Annotated in this window: 18 protein-coding genes and 1 tRNA gene; 9 read left to right on the forward strand and 10 right to left on the reverse strand. The window is 63.5% G+C overall.

What is annotated here, in order from left to right:
* Position 1: 1 nt before the first annotated feature.
* Positions 2-1,186 carry an MBL fold metallo-hydrolase gene (locus tag NZ993_02165; protein ID MCS7154603.1) on the reverse strand — a complete coding sequence of 395 codons (1,185 nt, stop codon included), beginning with the start codon at positions 1,184-1,186 and terminating at the stop codon, positions 2-4.
* A gap of 72 nt (positions 1,187-1,258) precedes the next feature.
* Positions 1,259-1,561, reverse strand: a complete 303-nt coding sequence (locus NZ993_02170; GenBank protein ID MCS7154604.1) for a metal-sensing transcriptional repressor — start codon at positions 1,559-1,561, stop codon at positions 1,259-1,261.
* Positions 1,562-1,691: 130 nt separating this feature from the next.
* Here NZ993_02170 and NZ993_02175 point away from each other — a divergent pair, with 130 nt between their 5' ends.
* From NZ993_02175 to NZ993_02185, 3 genes are read left to right on the forward strand one after another with little or no spacing between them, the layout of a single operon-like run.
* Positions 1,692-2,219, forward strand: coding sequence for a protein tyrosine phosphatase family protein (locus tag NZ993_02175; GenBank protein MCS7154605.1), 528 nt, complete (start codon positions 1,692-1,694; stop codon positions 2,217-2,219).
* A 2-nt stretch (positions 2,220-2,221) separates the two neighbouring features.
* Positions 2,222-2,575 (forward strand): rhodanese-like domain-containing protein, encoded by a 354-nt coding sequence (locus tag NZ993_02180; protein MCS7154606.1) that lies wholly within the window; start codon positions 2,222-2,224, stop codon positions 2,573-2,575.
* Between the two features lie 15 nt (positions 2,576-2,590).
* Complete coding sequence (locus NZ993_02185; GenBank protein ID MCS7154607.1) at positions 2,591-3,244, forward strand: thioredoxin family protein; 654 nt, start codon at positions 2,591-2,593, stop codon at positions 3,242-3,244.
* A 47-nt stretch (positions 3,245-3,291) separates the two neighbouring features.
* On the opposite strand, the gene NZ993_02190 is transcribed toward NZ993_02185, so the two are convergent.
* Both NZ993_02190 and murA read right to left on the reverse strand, forming a co-directional pair.
* Positions 3,292-3,367, reverse strand: a tRNA-Glu gene (locus NZ993_02190).
* 48 nt (positions 3,368-3,415) lie between these two features.
* Complete coding sequence (gene murA / locus NZ993_02195) at positions 3,416-4,729, reverse strand: UDP-N-acetylglucosamine 1-carboxyvinyltransferase (protein MCS7154608.1); 1,314 nt, start codon at positions 4,727-4,729, stop codon at positions 3,416-3,418.
* Positions 4,730-4,805: 76 nt separating this feature from the next.
* Here murA and NZ993_02200 point away from each other — a divergent pair, with 76 nt between their 5' ends.
* On the forward strand, positions 4,806-5,996 hold the full coding sequence (locus tag NZ993_02200; protein ID MCS7154609.1) for a cysteine desulfurase: 1,191 nt from the start codon (positions 4,806-4,808) through the stop codon (positions 5,994-5,996).
* On the opposite strand, the gene NZ993_02205 is transcribed toward NZ993_02200, so the two are convergent.
* Positions 5,993-6,631 (reverse strand): tetratricopeptide repeat protein, encoded by a 639-nt coding sequence (locus NZ993_02205; GenBank protein ID MCS7154610.1) that lies wholly within the window; start codon positions 6,629-6,631, stop codon positions 5,993-5,995. The two genes, NZ993_02200 and NZ993_02205, sit on opposite strands and share 4 nt — an antisense overlap.
* 72 nt (positions 6,632-6,703) lie before the next feature.
* Between NZ993_02205 and NZ993_02210 the strand changes: the two genes are divergently transcribed.
* Both NZ993_02210 and NZ993_02215 read left to right on the forward strand, forming a co-directional pair.
* Positions 6,704-7,546, forward strand: a complete 843-nt coding sequence (locus tag NZ993_02210) for a biotin--[acetyl-CoA-carboxylase] ligase (protein MCS7154611.1) — start codon at positions 6,704-6,706, stop codon at positions 7,544-7,546.
* Positions 7,521-8,309, forward strand: coding sequence for a type III pantothenate kinase (locus tag NZ993_02215; GenBank protein ID MCS7154612.1), 789 nt, complete (start codon positions 7,521-7,523; stop codon positions 8,307-8,309). The genes NZ993_02210 and NZ993_02215 overlap by 26 nt, the downstream gene beginning before the upstream one ends.
* A 22-nt stretch (positions 8,310-8,331) precedes the next feature.
* Here NZ993_02215 and NZ993_02220 read toward each other — a convergent pair whose 3' ends face one another.
* Complete coding sequence (locus NZ993_02220) at positions 8,332-9,540, reverse strand: N-acetylmuramoyl-L-alanine amidase (protein MCS7154613.1); 1,209 nt, start codon at positions 9,538-9,540, stop codon at positions 8,332-8,334.
* Positions 9,541-9,721: 181 nt separating this feature from the next.
* Here NZ993_02220 and NZ993_02225 point away from each other — a divergent pair, with 181 nt between their 5' ends.
* The 3 genes from NZ993_02225 to fni all read left to right on the forward strand — a co-directional run bounded on the left by NZ993_02225 (position 9,722) and on the right by fni (position 12,181).
* Positions 9,722-10,147, forward strand: a complete 426-nt coding sequence (locus NZ993_02225) for an Lrp/AsnC family transcriptional regulator (GenBank protein ID MCS7154614.1) — start codon at positions 9,722-9,724, stop codon at positions 10,145-10,147.
* Between the two features lie 297 nt (positions 10,148-10,444).
* Positions 10,445-11,110 carry an adenylate kinase gene (locus NZ993_02230; GenBank protein ID MCS7154615.1) on the forward strand — a complete coding sequence of 222 codons (666 nt, stop codon included), beginning with the start codon at positions 10,445-10,447 and terminating at the stop codon, positions 11,108-11,110.
* Positions 11,111-11,125: 15 nt separating this feature from the next.
* Positions 11,126-12,181, forward strand: a complete 1,056-nt coding sequence (fni, locus tag NZ993_02235) for a type 2 isopentenyl-diphosphate Delta-isomerase (protein MCS7154616.1) — start codon at positions 11,126-11,128, stop codon at positions 12,179-12,181.
* Here fni and NZ993_02240 read toward each other — a convergent pair.
* The 4 genes from NZ993_02240 to NZ993_02255 all read right to left on the reverse strand — a co-directional run bounded on the left by NZ993_02240 (position 12,153) and on the right by NZ993_02255 (position 16,206).
* Positions 12,153-13,082, reverse strand: a complete 930-nt coding sequence (locus NZ993_02240; GenBank protein MCS7154617.1) for a universal stress protein — start codon at positions 13,080-13,082, stop codon at positions 12,153-12,155. The genes fni and NZ993_02240 overlap by 29 nt on opposite strands.
* 92 nt (positions 13,083-13,174) lie before the next feature.
* A complete protein-coding gene (locus tag NZ993_02245; protein ID MCS7154618.1) occupies positions 13,175-14,356 on the reverse strand; it encodes a tetratricopeptide repeat protein in 1,182 nt (393 codons plus the stop codon).
* The gene (locus NZ993_02250) at positions 14,353-14,913 is read right to left on the reverse strand and encodes a biotin transporter BioY (GenBank protein MCS7154619.1); all 561 of its coding nucleotides are present in this window, start codon (positions 14,911-14,913) and stop codon (positions 14,353-14,355) included. Before NZ993_02250 ends, NZ993_02245 begins: the two co-directional genes overlap by 4 nt.
* Positions 14,914-15,033: 120 nt before the next feature.
* Positions 15,034-16,206: a D-alanine--D-alanine ligase gene (locus tag NZ993_02255; GenBank protein ID MCS7154620.1), complete on the reverse strand. Its 1,173-nt coding sequence runs from the start codon at positions 16,204-16,206 to the stop codon at positions 15,034-15,036.
* Between the last annotated feature and the right edge of the window lie 41 nt (positions 16,207-16,247).

Consider the following 16,247-nt stretch of genomic DNA (forward strand, 5'->3'; position numbering starts at 1 on the left):
TTCATGAAGCGTAAGCGCCCGCAAGGGCGCAGATGTTTTTGCCGAGCTCTAGTTCGTTTAAGCCCTCCTCATCCAGCTCAAGCAGCCCCGCGTTTACGCGCTTGATGTCCACATATTGGGGCGGAAATTCCGGCAGGTGGGCCAAGAGGTGCCGCACAAAGCTTGATTCCTCTTCCATGAGGCTTAGGTCTGCGTTGCTGCGCCGCAGCTGGCCTAAAGGAGCGGCAAAAAGCCCATCTGTGCGCTGCTCGCGGGCGGCCGAGGCGTAGTGGCCGGGCAGCACGATCGTGTCCTCGGGCAGGTTCAGGAGCCGGCGCAGGGACCGGTAGTGCAGAGGCGCCCATGTTTCCCCTCTACCCCCCAGATCGGGCCGGGCGACGCTCTGGATAAACAGGCTATCGCCGGTAAAGAGGTAGCGGCGTTCGGCCTGCACGAGGAAGGCCGTATTGCCCAGCGTATGGCCGGGGATGTGCAGAACCTCCAAGGTGGCCGACCCTATGGAAAAGCGCATCCCATCTTGTAGGTACGCAAACGGGATCGCAGCCGGCAGCACGTCGATCGGGTGGATCCCGTCGTAGGGGTGCAGATAGTACGGGGCGCCCGTGCGGGCCGCAAGGGCCGGGCCGCCGGAAACGTGGTCCGCGTGCGCGTGCGTATCCAAAATGGCCTGGACCTTAAGGTCGTGCTGCGCGATGAGCGCAAGCACCGGCCCCAGATGCCGCGGCGGGTCGATGACGAGCGCCTCTTGTCCGGAGGCGACCACGTAATGCAGGCAGCCGCGCGCGAAGCGATCCAATTGCCAGATCCGCACCGTATCCGATGCGGATTCCGGCAGCAGACGGCTCCGGTATGCCGAGCCCCAAGCTTCCATGCCGCCGGCGAGGTTGGCCACCTGAAAGCCGCGGGGCCTTAGCAGCTCCTGCGCGACCCAATCCGATGCCCCGCCCTTGGCGCAGACAACCAAAATCGGCCCCCGGCCTAGCTCCGCTTCCACGCGCCGTGCGAAGGCCTCCTCATCTTCCAGAGCCTCGAAATACGGCAGGTTGAGCATCTTGGGGCTCGTGCGGCCCTCAAGGCGCCAGCGTCGAAACTCCTCCTCGTTGCGCACATCGAGCACGGCCAGCAAGACCCCTTGAGCCAACATGTCGGCCACTTCCTCTGGCCTGTATTGCTCTTTCCAGTGCATGGCGCAGATCCTTTCTTTGGGATACTCCATACAGTATATAAAGCCCGAGACAAAATCAAGCTCCCAGGGAGCCTATAAATAACGACGCAGCACCTCGGTAAAGCGGCGCAAGTTCTGGTGTTCCTCGTCGGTTAACCCCTCTGGGGCAACGCATTCATGGATGAGCATCTGCGAGAGCAGCTCGGTGAAGGCTTTATGCAGCGCCTGCCGGGCGGCGGCCATCTGTTGGGCGATGGCCACGCAGTCAGCCCCTTCGCGGATCATGCGCTGCAGGGCTCGGATTTGGCCCTCTACGCGGGCGAGCCGGCGCAGGATTTCGGCTCTTTCTTGTATTGCAGGGGTTTCAGCGGACGAAGCGGCATTTGCAGTGGGCATCCGGACCGTCTCCACATTCTGATCGCGTTCAGAAGATATATATTCCCCCGGGGGTACGCAAGCGGGTGACACTGCAGAATCCCCAAGGCATCCAACGGCTTGAAGCTGGACAAAACAGAAGGCGAGCAAGATGCGAGGGCAACTTCTGTGGTTGTTCACGGTGGGCTTGGCCTCCAGTCTTTGGGCTCAGGCGCCGGCTCAGGTCTCCGGTTGGGTTCAAGTGCGGCCGGATCTGGCCTGCGGAGGGCAGCCTTCGGAGGCCGCCCTGCGAGCCCTGGCCGCGGCCGGATATCGGACCATCATCGACAACCGCCTGCCCGGGGAGCTGCGGCCCTTTGATGAGGCGCAGCTGGTCGCAAGCCTTGGGCTTCGTTACGTTTCGATCCCGGTGGGTAGGCCGGAGTCGATCACCCCGGAGCTGGTGCGCGCTTTTGCTCGGGCCATAGAGGAAAGTCCCAAGCCGATTTACATGCATTGCGCTTCGGGTAACCGGTCCGCTCAGCTTTACTACGGATATCTGCGCCTGAAGGGCCATAGCCCCGAGCAAGCCAAAGCGGAGGCCAGGCGGGCCGGTCTGCGCGACACCACGGCGCTGCCGTATGTAGAGCGGGCCGTACAGTATTGGCTTAGGCAACCTAAACGAGGGGGGACTCCGTAGCGATGAGCTTGTGGTCTTTTTTTCGATCTTCTGCCCCTTATAAAGAGGTAAGCCCTCAGGAGGCGCACGAGCGCATGCAACGGGGCGCCGTGCTAGTGGACGTGCGCGAATCCGAGGAGCTGCGCGAGGAGGGGAGCGTGCCTGGGGCTGTGCACAACCCGCTGAGCGCTTTCGATCCCGAAAGGTTGCCGCGCGACCGAGAGGCCGAGGTGCTCTTTTTGTGCCGCTCCGGCAACCGTTCCGCGCTCGTTGCAGAGGCGGTCGCGCAGCAGCTGGGCTATCAGAACGTCTACAACGTCCGAGGTGGCATCCTCGCCTGGCGTCGGGCGGGCTTGCCACTGCGAAACGGTCAATAGAAAGGGAATGCCAATATGCCGCTACTACGCGATCAAGAACGCGAGTTGGTACGTCAGGAGCTAGCCGGGCTGCGCGATCCCGTAAGACTGGTCTACTTCACACAAGAGCTAGAGTGCCAGTATTGCCGCGAGACGCGGCAGCTGCTGGAAGAGGTGGCCGCGTTATCGGATGCGATCTCGCTTGAGGTCTACAATTTCGCCCTAGATCGGGAGCAGGCTGCCCTGTACGGGGTGGACAAGATCCCGGCCACGGTCGTGATGGGGGACTCCGATGTGGGGATCCGCCTCTACGGGATCCCCTCAGGATACGAGTTCGCCAGCCTCCTTGAGGCGATCCGGCTTCTGTCCACGGGCCAAACCGGGCTCTCGGAGGAGCTCATCGAGCGGGTTCGGCGGCTGGATCAGCCGGTGGACCTGCAGGTCTTCGTGACCCCTACGTGTCCGTATTGCCCGCGGGCTGTGGTCACCGCCTTCCGTTTCGCCTACCTTAACCCCCATGTGCGGGCGGCCATGGTGGAGGCGATCGAGTTTCCGCACCTGGCCAACCGTTATCAGGTTTATGGGGTGCCTAAGACGGTCATCAACGAAGTGGAGCACGTCGAGGGGGCCGTGCCCGAGGCCTACCTGCTGGAGGCCATAGAGCGGGCGCTGGCCCGCATACAAGGCTAGTCCAGAAACGAAAAGCGGATGAAGCGTCTGCTTCATCCGCTTTTTTGTGGTAGCGCATACGGGATTCGAACCCGTGTTTCCGCCGTGAGAGGGCGGCGTCCTAGACCCCTAGACGAATGCGCCACGATACGGCGATAAAATACGCCGCCTAAGCCCCCGAATGCAAGCCCGTTAGGAGTTTTCCTCTTCTTCAAGCGGAAGCACGAGGGTGCCGAATTCCTCGTACTGCTCCCGGCGGATGTCCGCTCCGAGTGCGGCCAGCTTGCGCTCCAGCTCCTCGTAGCCCCGATCCAGGTGGTAGACCCGCAGCACGTCGGTGCGGCCCTCGGCCACAAGGCCGGCTAGCACGAGGGAGACGCTACCCCGAAGGTCCGTGGACATGACCTGAGCGCCCATGAGCCGTCTGCCCCCTGTGATGTGGGCGGTGTTGCCCACGACGCGGATTTCGGCGCCCATGCGGACCAGCTCGGGCACGTGCTTGAAGCGGTCAAAATAGATCGTGTCCGTAACCGTCGCGGGCCCGTCGGCTTGGGTCATCATAGCGGTCCACTGAGCCTGCAAATCCGTCGGGAACCCCGGGTAGACGCCCGTCTGAATGCTTACGGGCCGGATCCGCTCAGGTCCCTCTACGTAAATCCAGTCGGGTCCGATTTCGACTTGCGCGCCTGTCTGGGAGAAGATCTCCAGAAATTGGCCCAGATGATCCGGCCTGGTCTGGAGCAGCCGCACGCGGCCTTGCGTCATAGCGGCGGCGATCATGTAGGTGCCGGTTTCGATGCGATCCGGAGGCGTGCTGAACGCGATGGGTTTAAGCTCCGGTACACCCTCTACCTCGATGACCGGAGAACCGAGGCCCTCGATATGGGCGCCCATTTGGTTGAGCGCCTGGCCGAAGACGACCACGTCGGGCTCCATGGCCGCGTTTTCGATGCGCGTGCTGCCTCTAGCCAGCACAGCGGCCAGCAACACGTTCACCGTAGCCCCCACGCTAGGGGGATCGAATCGAATGCGGGCTCCTCGTAGGCCGGAGGCGGGCGCTCGGGCCACGACGTAGCCGCGCTCCAGGATGATCTCGGCCCCCAGGGCCTGAAAGCCCTCCAGGTGCAGGTTCACGGGTCTCGGGCCCCAAGCGCACCCGCCCGGAAGGGAGACGCGCGCCCGGCCGAAGCGGCCCAGCAGGGCGCCCAAGATGTAGAAGGAGGCGCGCATTTTTTTGACGAGCTCATAAGGCGCCTCAAAGTGCACCACCCGAGAGGCGTCGATCTGCATCGTGCGCTCCTCGGGATCGTAGTGTACGTGCGCCCCCGTAACCCGCAGCACGTTGCTGTAGGTGTAAATGTCCCGCAGCCGAGGCACGTTGTATAGCGTCGTGACCCCATCGGCCAACACGGCCGCCGACATCAACGGCAGCGCGGTGTTCTTGGAGCCGCTGACCGCGATCTCCCCCACAAGCGGCCTTCCCCCTATGACGACGAGCTTGTCCATGCAGACGCCCTTTGCCTTTGGAACCCGAATTCGGCGGGCTAGGTATGCTTAAAGCCAAGAGGCCACAAGTTACGCCATGGCGAGTCGATCGGCCAGCGCGATCTATCTGGACTACGCGGCCACTACGCCTCTAGACCCGCGCGCGCGCAGGGCCATGATGCCCTATCTGGGGCCAGAGTACGGCAATCCCTCCTCGATTCACCAGGCCGGTCGGCGCGTGCGCGCTACCCTTGAGGAGGCCCGAGAGCGCATAGCCGCCCTTATAGGGGCGCAGCCGGGCGAGCTAATCTTTACAAGCGGCGGCACAGAGGCCATCAACATGGCCCTCTGGGGGCTGGTCTTGGCCACAGGCCGTCGGCACATTGTAACCACGGCCGTGGAGCATCACGCCGTGCTGCACGTGCTACCGGCCTTAAGGCACCTCGGGGTGCGAGCCACGGTGTTGCCGGTTGACGCGTGGGGCCGCGTGGACCCGGATCAAGTGCGTGCGGCACTTGAGCCCGATACGGCTCTGGTTTCGGTGATCCACGCCAACAACGAGCTCGGAACCCTTAATCCCGTTGCGGAGATCGCGCGCGCCTGCCGGGAGCGGGGGGTCTGGGTGCACGTCGATGCCGTGCAAAGCATGGGCAAGTTTCGCTTCCGGGTCGATGAGCTCGGCGTGGATCTGCTTTCGGCCTCGGCGCATAAGTTTTATGGTCCCAAGGGGGTCGGGTTCCTGTATGTGCGATCGGGAACCCCGTTTGAGCCTCTTGTGCGCGGCGGGTCGCAGGAGCGCAACCGCAGGGGGGGCACGGAGAACGTGGCCGGCCTTGTCGGCATGGCGCGCGCCCTGGAGCTGGCCTGGCAAGAGGCGTCTCGATACTGGGCTCACGCCGAAAGGCTGCGCGCGCTGCTGTTGGCCGAGTTGAGCGCCGTCCTGGGCTCGGCGGTGCGGATAAACAGCCCCGAACAGGACCGACTGCCTCACATCCTGAACATTTCCTTTCCTCCCCGAGCGGGCCGCGCGCTGGACGGGGAGCTACTGCTGTTCAACTTGGATCTGGAGGGCCTCTGTGTCTCCAACGGGGCGGCCTGCTCCAGTGGGGCCTTTGAGCCCTCTCATGTGCTGCGGGCCATAGGGCTCGATGAGCCCACCGCTCGCGCTTCGGTGCGCATCTCCACGGGCAAACCCACGCGCCCCGAAGAGGTTCAGGAGGCCGTCTGCCGTCTGACCCGCGTTTTGCGGCGCATGGGTTGGCCTCTAGAGGCCGCTACAGTTCGTTAGCGGGGGAAGCCGGGCAAGCGCGTCACCTTGACGAAGACCGGATCCCTGCGGATCGCTTCCGGCTGAATCCAGCCCTGTGCAAAGCAGACCTCCAGATGCCGCAGAGCGAGCTCCGGTTTTCCCAAAAGAGCTTCCAGGCGTGCCAGTCCGTAATGCGCTTCGGGATCCTGAGGCCGCTCCCGAAGCACGGCCTCGAAGGCCTGACGCGCCGGCTCAAAGGCCTGAATCCAAAGCGCGGCCCCGCCCAGGCGAAGCAGCAGGGTTCGATCCCGGGGGCTGAGCTCCCGGCCTCGTTGATAGGCCTCATAGGCGCCGTCCCAACGCCCCCCAGCCGCCTGCACATCCCCCATGAGGCGCCACCACTCGGGATCCGACTCCCCTTGGGCGCGCAGGGCGGTCACCTCAGCCTCGGCCTCGGCCAGCAGCCCCAGACGCAGGTATACTTCCACCCGCATCCGGCGCGCTGCATACCAATCGGGCCGTTCCCGAAGCAGGCGTTCCAGGCGGGCTCGGGCTTCAATCCAGCGCCCCGCCTCCATAGCCTGACGCACGAGCTCCAGCTCCGATGCCTGGGCTGTGACTACGGAAAGAAGCCCACCTAGCGTCACTATGCAGCCGACTAATCGGTATTTCACCTTTGATATGGACCGTTTAAATATGGCTATATGCCTAAATTGATTGACTTTCGGGCTTTAAGAGGCTATTTTTTGTCGATTCAGCTTATGACAGACAAAAATGCACAGCCCCTGGCAAACTGGCAACCTGCTCGGTTTGAGGCGTGTCTGCGCACTCGGCTCTTGGGGCGGGTGGCCCGTTACGAGCCCGAGGTGGACTCGACGAACACGCTCTTGCAGGCGTGGGCCAAGGCCGGGGCTCCGACGGGGGCGCTTGTGGTGGCCGACTACCAGCGCGCCGGTCGGGGCCGATGGGGGCGCTCTTGGCTTTCCTCGCCGGCGCAGAACCTGCTGGTCTCGGTGCTACTGGAGCCGGCCCCCGTTGCGGCGGGATGGCAGGCGCTGGCCTGCGCGGTGGCGCTAGCGGAGGTCCTGGCCGAGTGGGCGCCGGGGTGCGGAGTGCAGCTCAAATGGCCAAACGACGTTTGGCTCAATGGACGTAAGGTGGCCGGTATCTTGATCGAATCTGCCGCCGAGCGTCTGGTTGTGGGTGTGGGGCTGAACGTGAACGAGGGCTTGTTTCCCGCAGCGCTGGCGGAGCGCGCCACCTCCTTGCGCCGCGAGATCGGCCGGCTCGTAGAACGAGAGCCGCTATTGGCGGCCATTTTGGAGCGCTTGGAGGCCTGGTGGGAGATCCTGCAGGAGGGGCGGATCGACTCGCTTCAGGCCGCATACGAGGCCCGGATGCTCTTTCGGGGCTCCTGGGTTCCGCTCAGATGGCCGCCTGAGGCCGCCCCACGGCAGGTTTTGCTGCTGGGGCTGGCCCCTGACGGGGGGTTGCGCATACGAACCCAAGCGGGCCAAGAGGCCTGTGTGTACGCCGCAGAGGTGTCAATCGGAGGAGAGCTCCATGTGGCTGACCGTGGATATCGGTAATTCGACCGTCGTAGGGGGCCTGTTCGAAGGCTATCGGCTCGTGCACACCTTCCAGCGCCGAACCGACGCCAGCGCCCCCGTTTCGGCCTATGTGGATTGGCTGCGCGAGGGGATCGGGGATCGCTCCGTAGAGCGCGCTGGGCTGGTTTCGGTGGTCCCCGCCCTGACGGGCGTCATGAACGAGGCCATTCAGGCTGTTACGGGCTCTGCGCCGCTGCTGGTGCAGCCTAAGCTCAAGCTTCCGGTGCAGATGGGCTACCATACGCCGGAGACGTTGGGCATGGATCGCCTCTGTGGGGCGGCGGCGGCCTTTAACCGGCATCGGCAGGCCGTGATCGTCGTAGATGCCGGCACAGCGCTTACGTTTAACGTGGTGGACGATCAAGGGGTGTTTCTGGGAGGGGCCATTACGGCTGGGCTAGAGCTTATTTTGCGCTCCCTGCACCAGGATACGGCCCTGTTGCCTGAGGTCAACCTGCAGCTACCCCGCTACCCAGTGGGGCGTTCCACGCAGGCCTGCATTCAGGTGGGGGTCCTCTATGGGATGATCGACCTCGTCACGGGCCTGGTGCAGCGCATCCGCAAGCACTTGAAGGTGGACTCCAAGGTCATCCTCACCGGCGGCTGGTCGGGGTTTTTGTCGCAATACCTGCCCGTAGACGAGCACGATCCGTACTTGGTGTTACACGGCGTGCGCCTCATCATGACCCTGAACGCGCCGGCCGAGACGGCCGTGCCCGAGGCGCAGTCGGCCACCTCGTAGGGCGCCCCCTAGCCGGTTCTCCTTACGGGTTGCTGTCGGCGGCAAAGCTAGCTTGCAGTGCGCGCTCGTAGCGCAGCTTATACTGCGCCACGGCCCTGAAGATGGCGCGCGCCACAGACTCTTGTCCCTCCGAGCTTGCCAGCCAGCGGGCCTCTTCGGGGTTGCTCAGGAACCCCACTTCAACAAGAATGCTGGGCATCGAGGGACGCCAGAGGACCACAAAGCCCGCTTGCTTTACCCCTCGGCTCGGGCGGCCTTGCGCCGCGAAGGCCTTCTCCACCAGTTCAGCTAAGCGCTCGGCCTCGCGCAAAAATGCGCTTTGGGCGAGCGTGTGGATGATGAGCTGCTCTTCGGTGAAGTCCCGGTAGCGCTCTGGATCTGCCTCAAGCCGGATAACGGCGTTCTCGCGTTCCATTACGCGCCGGGCCTCTTCGGTTTTGTGTAGCCCCATAAAGTACGTTTCGGTGCCGCGCGTATGCCGCGAGCTAGGGGAGACGTTGGCATGGATGCTGATAAAGAGTTTGGCTCCGGCTTCGTTGGCGATCTGCCCCCTTCGATACAGGTCCACGAAGCGATCATCGGTGCGCGTGTGCACTACCCGCAGCCCGAGTTCTTGTTCTAACATCCGGCCCAGGCGCTCCGCGATGCCTAGCGTGATGTCTTTCTCCCGCACCCCGTGGTAGACGGCTCCCGCATCGTGTCCCCCATGTCCCGGGTCGATGGCCACTACGTCCAAGCTCCAGCGGGATTTGCTCACCTCCCCTTGTGGCGTTGGCGCAGCACTGGGGGCGCTATGCTGGGCCGTGGGGGCTGGGGCTTCGGGCGTCGTAAGCGTCAAGCCGAGCAGCAGGTGGGGGCGTTCGGCGTCTGGATATAGCGCCGGGCGCACCGGAAGGGTGGGATCTAGCGCCAGCTCCACACGCAGTGTGGAGCCCTGCTTATGCAGCCGGATTGATCGCACAGGGCCTATGGGCGCAGCAGGAGGCGAAAACCTGGCCAAGCGCACCTGGGGGAGCAAGATGCGGATGTGCCCTGCTGGCCCCATTTGCCAGCTATATTCCCTCGGCAAGCGGTTGGTGTGGAAACGCACCACATAACCTTGGCCATCTTTGCGTGGGACGACGGTGATCTCTCGCAGCAACGTCGGCTGTGCTGCGGAGACCCTTATTTGCGCTAAGCCCAGGGCGAAGACGCATAGCGCCAGCGGTATACGGCCAAGCAAGCTCGACATACGATGCGAAGGTATGCGCTCGATGTGCGACGGGCAAGCAAAGGCCATTCCATGCGCTTCTGCGTGAGGTTCGCTTAAAAGAGGGGCGGTTGTCTGTTCAGGCGCAGGTAGTTTTTTCTCTCGCTGCTCCGGACGAGGGGAGAGTTGTATTTTCCCGTGCCGGGTAGCTAGCGGGTGCACCATGTTGGATGAGTTGGATCTGAAAATTTTGGATTATCTTCAGCGAAACGGCCGGGCTACGTATCGGGAGATCGCCGAGGCGGTTCATTTGAGCCCGCCCTCCGTGCACCAGCGCGTCAAACGCCTGGAACGAGAGGGATATATCCTGGGCTATCGCGCCGTGGTGGCGCGCGACAAGCTGGGGCCCCTGCAGGTGGCCTTTGTGCAGGTCGTGACCAAACTGGACACGGACTCCTTGGCTCTGCGCCTGGAGGGCATGCCCGAGGTTCGAGAGGTCCATAGCCTCACCGGGTCCACGGACTACCTGATCCGCATCGAAGCGCGCACCCCGGAGCAGTTGGAACGTGTCATCACGGCCATTCAGCGCATTCCCGAAATCGAGCGCACGATAACGGCGCTTGTGCTCTCTACGCGCGTGCTGTCCTAGTCCCGCTCTGGGTCTTGCTCTGGGACAACCGGTCCGGGGTGGCCTGTTATGAAGGTCCATACGCTTTCGGCATGTCCCTTGTTATCATAGCATATGTGCCGGCACTCCCGGTGGGGTTTGGGGGCATGTGGAGAGGCAGATCGGGTTCCGGCCGGGTGCGGAACCCGATCTGCGCTTTTCATGGGATCTTTGCATTGCGCCAGCCCTTTGGGTTCTGTATTTTTCGACAGTCCATCATCGCCTGGTACACGGTCGGGTCGTGTTCCCAGTCGCGGCGTCACGGGTAAGGAAGCGCGCATGCGGATGGTGTTGTTTGGTCCCCCCGGAGTAGGCAAGGGGACCCAGTCGAAGCTGCTTCGGGAGCGTTATCAAGCCGCTGTCATCGCTACCGGCGACATGCTTCGGGAGGAGGTGCATCACGATACGCCTTTGGGCCGGCAGGCTCGTCGCTACATGGAGCAGGGTATGCTCGTGCCCGATGAGATCGTGATCGGCATGGTGGAGCGCCGCTTGGAACAGCTCGAAAACGGGCGCTTTATCCTGGACGGTTTTCCCCGGACCGTGGCTCAGGCTGCAGCGCTGGATCAGCTGTTGGACCGGATTGGGCTGAGCCTGCAGGCTGTGATCAGCCTAGAGGTTCCCGCCGAGGAGATCATCCGCCGCTTGTCGCAACGTCGAGTGTGCGAGCATTGCGGGGAAAATTATCACCTCCTTTTTCGTCCTCCGCCTCCAGATGGCCGTTGTCTGGCTTGCGCCCGAGGCCCGATCGCACAACGCCCAGATGATCGACCTGAGGCCATCGCCCGGCGTTTATCCGTGTACGAGGCGCAGACCAAGCCCGTAAAAGCGTACTACGAAGCACAGGGGCTTTTGCACCGTATCAACGGCGTCGGAGAGGTGGAGGAGGTCCATCGGCGCATCGTGAAACTCTTGGAGGGGCGCCCGGCGTTAGCCGCCACGTAAAAAAGGCGGGCAGCTGTGGATTCGCCGCGCTCTATTTCGGCTCGAAAGGCCGATCACGTACAGCTATGCCTGTCAGGTCCGGTGGCTTACACAAAGACAACCGGGCTGGAGCAGGTGGAGTTGTTGCATTGTGCGCTGCCGGAGCTGGACTTCGAGGAGGTGTGCACCGAGGTTCAGTTCTTAGGTCGGTCCATCAGCATGCCTGTGCTGGTCTCCGCCATGACGGGAGGGTTCTCCGACGGGGGCACGATCAACGAGCAGCTGGCTGAGTTCTGTGAGGCGAAGCGGCTTCCGCTTGGAGTCGGCAGCCAGCGGGTCGCTTTGGAGGACCCCGCCCAGTGGGAGACGTTTCGGGTCGTGCGCCGCCGGGCCCCCTCGATCCCGCTGATCGGCAACATCGGGGCGGCCGAGGTGGCCCAAGGGCTTCTGGAACACCAGGCTCGTCGGTTGGTGGAGGAAATCGGAGCCGACGCCCTGGCTGTGCACCTGAATCCCCTGCAGGAGTTGCTGCAGCCCGAAGGGTGTCCTCGCTTTCGGGGCGTCTTGCGGGGCCTGGAGCGGCTGGTGCACGCGCTTCCAGTGCCCGTTATTGTTAAGGAGACCGGTGCGGGGCTGTCTGGCGCCGTGGCCCGTCGCTTGGTGGAGGTGGGGGTTCGGATCTTAGATGTCTCCGGGGCTGGGGGCACGAGCTGGGCGGCGGTGGAGCTCCTGCGGCGCAACGCCCCGGAAGAGCCTGGCTGGGTCTTCCGCGAATGGGGCATCCCCACGGCATTAGCGCTTCAAGAGGTGCTCAAGGTTGTGGATGCGAACGTTACGGTAATCGCCTCCGGAGGCATCACCAACGGGCTGGAGGTCGCCAAATGCTTGGCCCTGGGGGCTCATTTGGTCGGCATCGCCCGCCCGTTTTTGCTCGCCTTGGCTCGCGGCGGTCGTGGGGAGCTAGAGCGTTATGCGGAGCAGCTCCTTTGGCAGCTGCGCGCGGCTATGTTCCTCACCGGCTCTCCCGACGTGGAGGCGATGCGTCGGGCCCCGTGGCGGTGGTCTAGGAGCGAAAGCGCTCCGGACGGATGACCAACACGGGCTTTCGGCTATGGTGGAGCACCTTTTCGGCCGTGCTGCCCAAAAGCAGATGCGCTAGTCCTGTGCGTCCGTGGGTGGCCATCACGATCGCATCGGCCTGCTCCTCCGCATATTGCAAGATCTCATCATAAGCTGCATAGCCCCGCACGAGCACGCGTTCAAGGCGCACCGGGGCCGACTCGGCTGTGCGTCGGATGCTGTCCTCGGACTCCAGGGGATGAACGGTCCCCAGATGCGCATGCAGCCGTTGGCGCATGGCCTCTAGTTCCGCCTCGGAAGGGGCCTTTTCGATCACCTGCGGGTCTTCGCCCAGATACAGCATGTGGAAGACGACGAGCGTGCTCCCAAAGGCCTCCGCCAGCAACAGGGCCCACGGCAAGGCGGCGCGGGAGACCTCCGAAAAGTCCGTGGGATAGAGAATGCGCTCCCAGCGTGGCGTTTCGGGGGCGTCGGCGGGCACGGCGAATACGGGCACCTGCGCACGTCGTAGAATCCGTTCGGCCGTAGCCCCCGCTCCCACGGGGACGTTTCCCGCTCCACGGGTGCTGAGCACGACCAGCTCGTAACGGCCCGAGTTGATGCTCTCCAAGAGCGCCTCAAAGGGCCGTCCTAGGCTGATCCGAATCTCCCCCAATAGATCTCCGAAGGCCTCCTGGGCGATCGCCTCCAGTTGAGCCTGCCGTTCGGCTTGCAGCATCGTGTAGAGCTCTTTTGTTTGTTCAAAGGGTGCGCCGGAGCGCGCAAGCAGCAGGGACAGCTCATCCGTGGAGGGGATGATGTGCACTACGTCCAGGCGCGATCCGAATCGTTCGGCCAGGGCTCGGGCATAGGGATAGGCGCGCGCGGCGTTCTCGGATAGGTCCGTCGGAACCAGAATGCGCTGTGGGATCATGCGCTACCTCCTAATGAGCTCGTCGGCTCAATGCTACACAGGCGGTGGTCTCTTTGCAAGCGGAGGCGAGGTGAAATTTTACCCCCGATCGCCTAGCCATCTCCGTATGGTTGACGTAGATAGCGGCGGGCGCGTCGGTGCGCTCCAGCCTGATCGGGCATCTCGAGCACGGCCCGATAGCGCAAGATAGCCTCTTGGCGGCGGCCCATGAGGTCAAGCGTCATGCCCTGATGCAGCCGGGATAGGATGAGGTACGGGGAAGCGGGTTCCGTCTCAAGAGCCAACCGCTCGGCTGCTCGGAAGCCCTCTAGGGCCTCATCTAGGCGCCCCAGGCGCAGCGCGATTTGTCCCAACTGATAGTGCGCCTCTTGCGCCAGGCGCGCGTGATAGCCCATGCGGCGCTGCGCGTAGCGCTCCAGTATCCCTTGATAGCTTGCGGCGGCCGTATGCCAATCTCCGCTCGAGAGCAGCACATAGGCCTCCAGGCGGTGGAAGAGGGCGTTGTGCGGATATTGCTGCCGGAGCGCGCGCACATACGGCAGGGCGCGCGCCGGGGTTTGCTCGTATTCGATAAAGATCATAGTCAGGAAATAGGCCGCCTCGGTGCGCGTATATAGCCCATGGCGGGCGACCCATTCCAGGTCTCCCAGTCCCTGCTGGCGGTTGCCCGGGTAGGGGAGCAGCCACACAAAAGGCCGTGTGACGGGGTAGCGGTCCGGGATCGCCTCGGCGTAGTAGCGATACAGCCCTAGCCCCAAGCGCAAGTCGACGTTTTGGGAGTCCACGCGCAGCAGCCGAAAAAGATCACCCAGCGCCTTGCGTCCCTCCCACAGGGAGGCTAACCAGCGGTCCCGATTCGCCAGCAGACGAGCCTTGAGGCCCAAGGCCGTGCTGCGGTAAAAGAGCCCATCCGGATCGTTGGGATCTTTTCGCAGCCGGGTCTCGGCCAGGCGCGCCGTTTCGTCCATCTGCCGAAAGAAGGCCTCATCGTGCGCGGTGCTCACATCCAGCTCCAGCAGGACCCGCCACCAAACCATGAGGCCCGGCAGAAAGGCGCGCACGGGATGTTGGGGATAGCGCCGCAGAATCGGCTCAAAGGCCGCTTGGGCTCCGCTGAAGTCCAAATTGTAGAGCCGATCTAGCCCGAGGCGCACCTGGCGCGTAAAGAGCGTGTCCTCTAAGATCGAACGCGGCTGCGCCCAAGCTGAACCTACGGGAGATCCGAGCCCAAGCAGGACCCACCCGATCAGCAGGCTCGGATAAGCGCGATTCACCTCCAACTACGCAGGGCTCGGTACAGAGAGCTAAGCAGGAGCCACTTGGTGGCCTCCCAGGGTAGAAACGGCAGCAGGCCCTTGTGGAGCGTCTCCGACCAGCTAGCGTGTCCCGCAGCCCAGTGCAGCCACGGCAGGCCAATTCCGAAAACGATCGCCCCTCCCGCAAGGAGTGCGACCAAGCAAGCCGACCAGGAGCGCTGCGTCTGCGTTAAGCGGCCCACGACGTAGGCGGCAAGCGGAAAGGCCAACAGATACCCCCCTGTGGCCCCCAATAGGTAGCCGGGCCCATATCCGGATCCGGCGAACACGGGCAAAAACAGGCCCAGGCCGAGATACAACGTCTGCGACAGCAACCCGTTTCGGGGCCCAAGAAAGAGCCCCGCCCCCAACATGCCGAGGGTCTGCAGCGTAAAGGGCACCTCCCACAGATAAAGGCGCACTTTGGCCCCCAAGGCGGTTAGCAGGGCAAACCCCACCACGCCCAGAGCCTGCGCTCCGAGGCTGAGCTCCGCTTGGCGCAGCACGTCTACGCGGGCCCTAAAGCTCGTCTGCATGTGTAAGCTCTCCGATGCTTGACAAGACATGGGGCGTGATCGTACTTTCCTGACGCTTGGTGGTCTCCTTGGGGTGAGAGCGCTTTTCTCCCTTCAGGAGAAGGTGCTCTCATCCTTATTTTATGGCCCCTTTAGCAGCTTAAGCCCCTCTTGACTCCGCTTGGCTAGCAGGTTAGTCGCATAGGAGCGCGTGCGCGTGTGCTTAACGCGATAACGCTCTAGGCCAATTCGAATCAGGCGCTCTAGCAGCTCCGGAAGCGGCACGCCGGAGCGCTCCCAAAGATAGAAGGCCAGCGAGCCCGGAATGGTGTTGACTTCGTTTACGTATACCGTTTCCGTGGCCCGGTCGATTAGGAAATCCACGCGCGCGGTGCCGGAAAGCTCAAAAAGCCGGAAGACCTGCACGGCTAGTTCTTGAATCCGACGCGCAAGCGCCTCCGATATGGGCGCCGGGATGCGCCGCTGCGCTCCGGCCATGCCCTTGCGCGCATCGCCGCGCAAGTACTTATCCGCATACGAGAGCACTTCATCGGCCCCTACGGGCTCTTCGCAGACCGAAGGTAGGGCCTCTTCCGGAGTCCCCAGCACGGCGCAGTTTATCTCCTGGCGTTCTAGGAGGGCCGTCTCGATAAGAACCTTATCATCGAAGCCGAAAGCCTGCTCTACGGCCTCTTCCAGAGAGGGGCGGTCCGTTACGCGCCGCACTCCGATGCTGGATCCGAGCCGAGCGGGCTTGACCACAAGCGGATAGCCCAAGCGCTCGGCCTCGGCCGTCCAGCGCACGGGGTTTTGCTCCCAATCCCGTTCTCGGAACCAGACGAAGGGCAACACGGGCAGGCCGTTGGCCAGGCAGACGAACTTGGTCAGCACCTTGTCCATGCCCAGAGCCGAGCCGAGCACGCCGCTACCCGTGTAGGGCACGTCGAGGGTCTCCAGCAGCCCCTGAAGGCCCCCGTTTTCCCCCTCGCCGCCGTGCAACGCCAGCAGGGCCATATCGAGGGGCCATCGCCGCGGTCGGCGCCAGCGGGGGGCAGGCAGCTCCTCGAGCACCACGCGACCCTCTGAAGTACGCACCGGGGCTACGCGCGTGGCCCTGCGGGGTATCGCCTCGATCTGCTGAAAACTTTCCAGCTCCGCCAGCGCAGGACCCGTGTACCAATGGCCCTGTTTGTCGATGTACACGGGATAGGCCGCATGGACGGTTTGCTGAAGCCCGTAAAGGGCCTGAAGGCCCGTTAAGATCGAGACCTCGTGCTCAACCGAGACCCCGCCGAAAAGCACCCCGATCCGCATCGCCGCCCGCTCTCCCTTTGGCGCCTCAAGATACGCCATCG

It is taken from the genome of Bacteroidota bacterium (assembly GCA_025059945.1).
Taxonomy (GTDB): Bacteria; Bacteroidota; Rhodothermia; order JANXDC01; family JANXDC01; genus JANXDC01.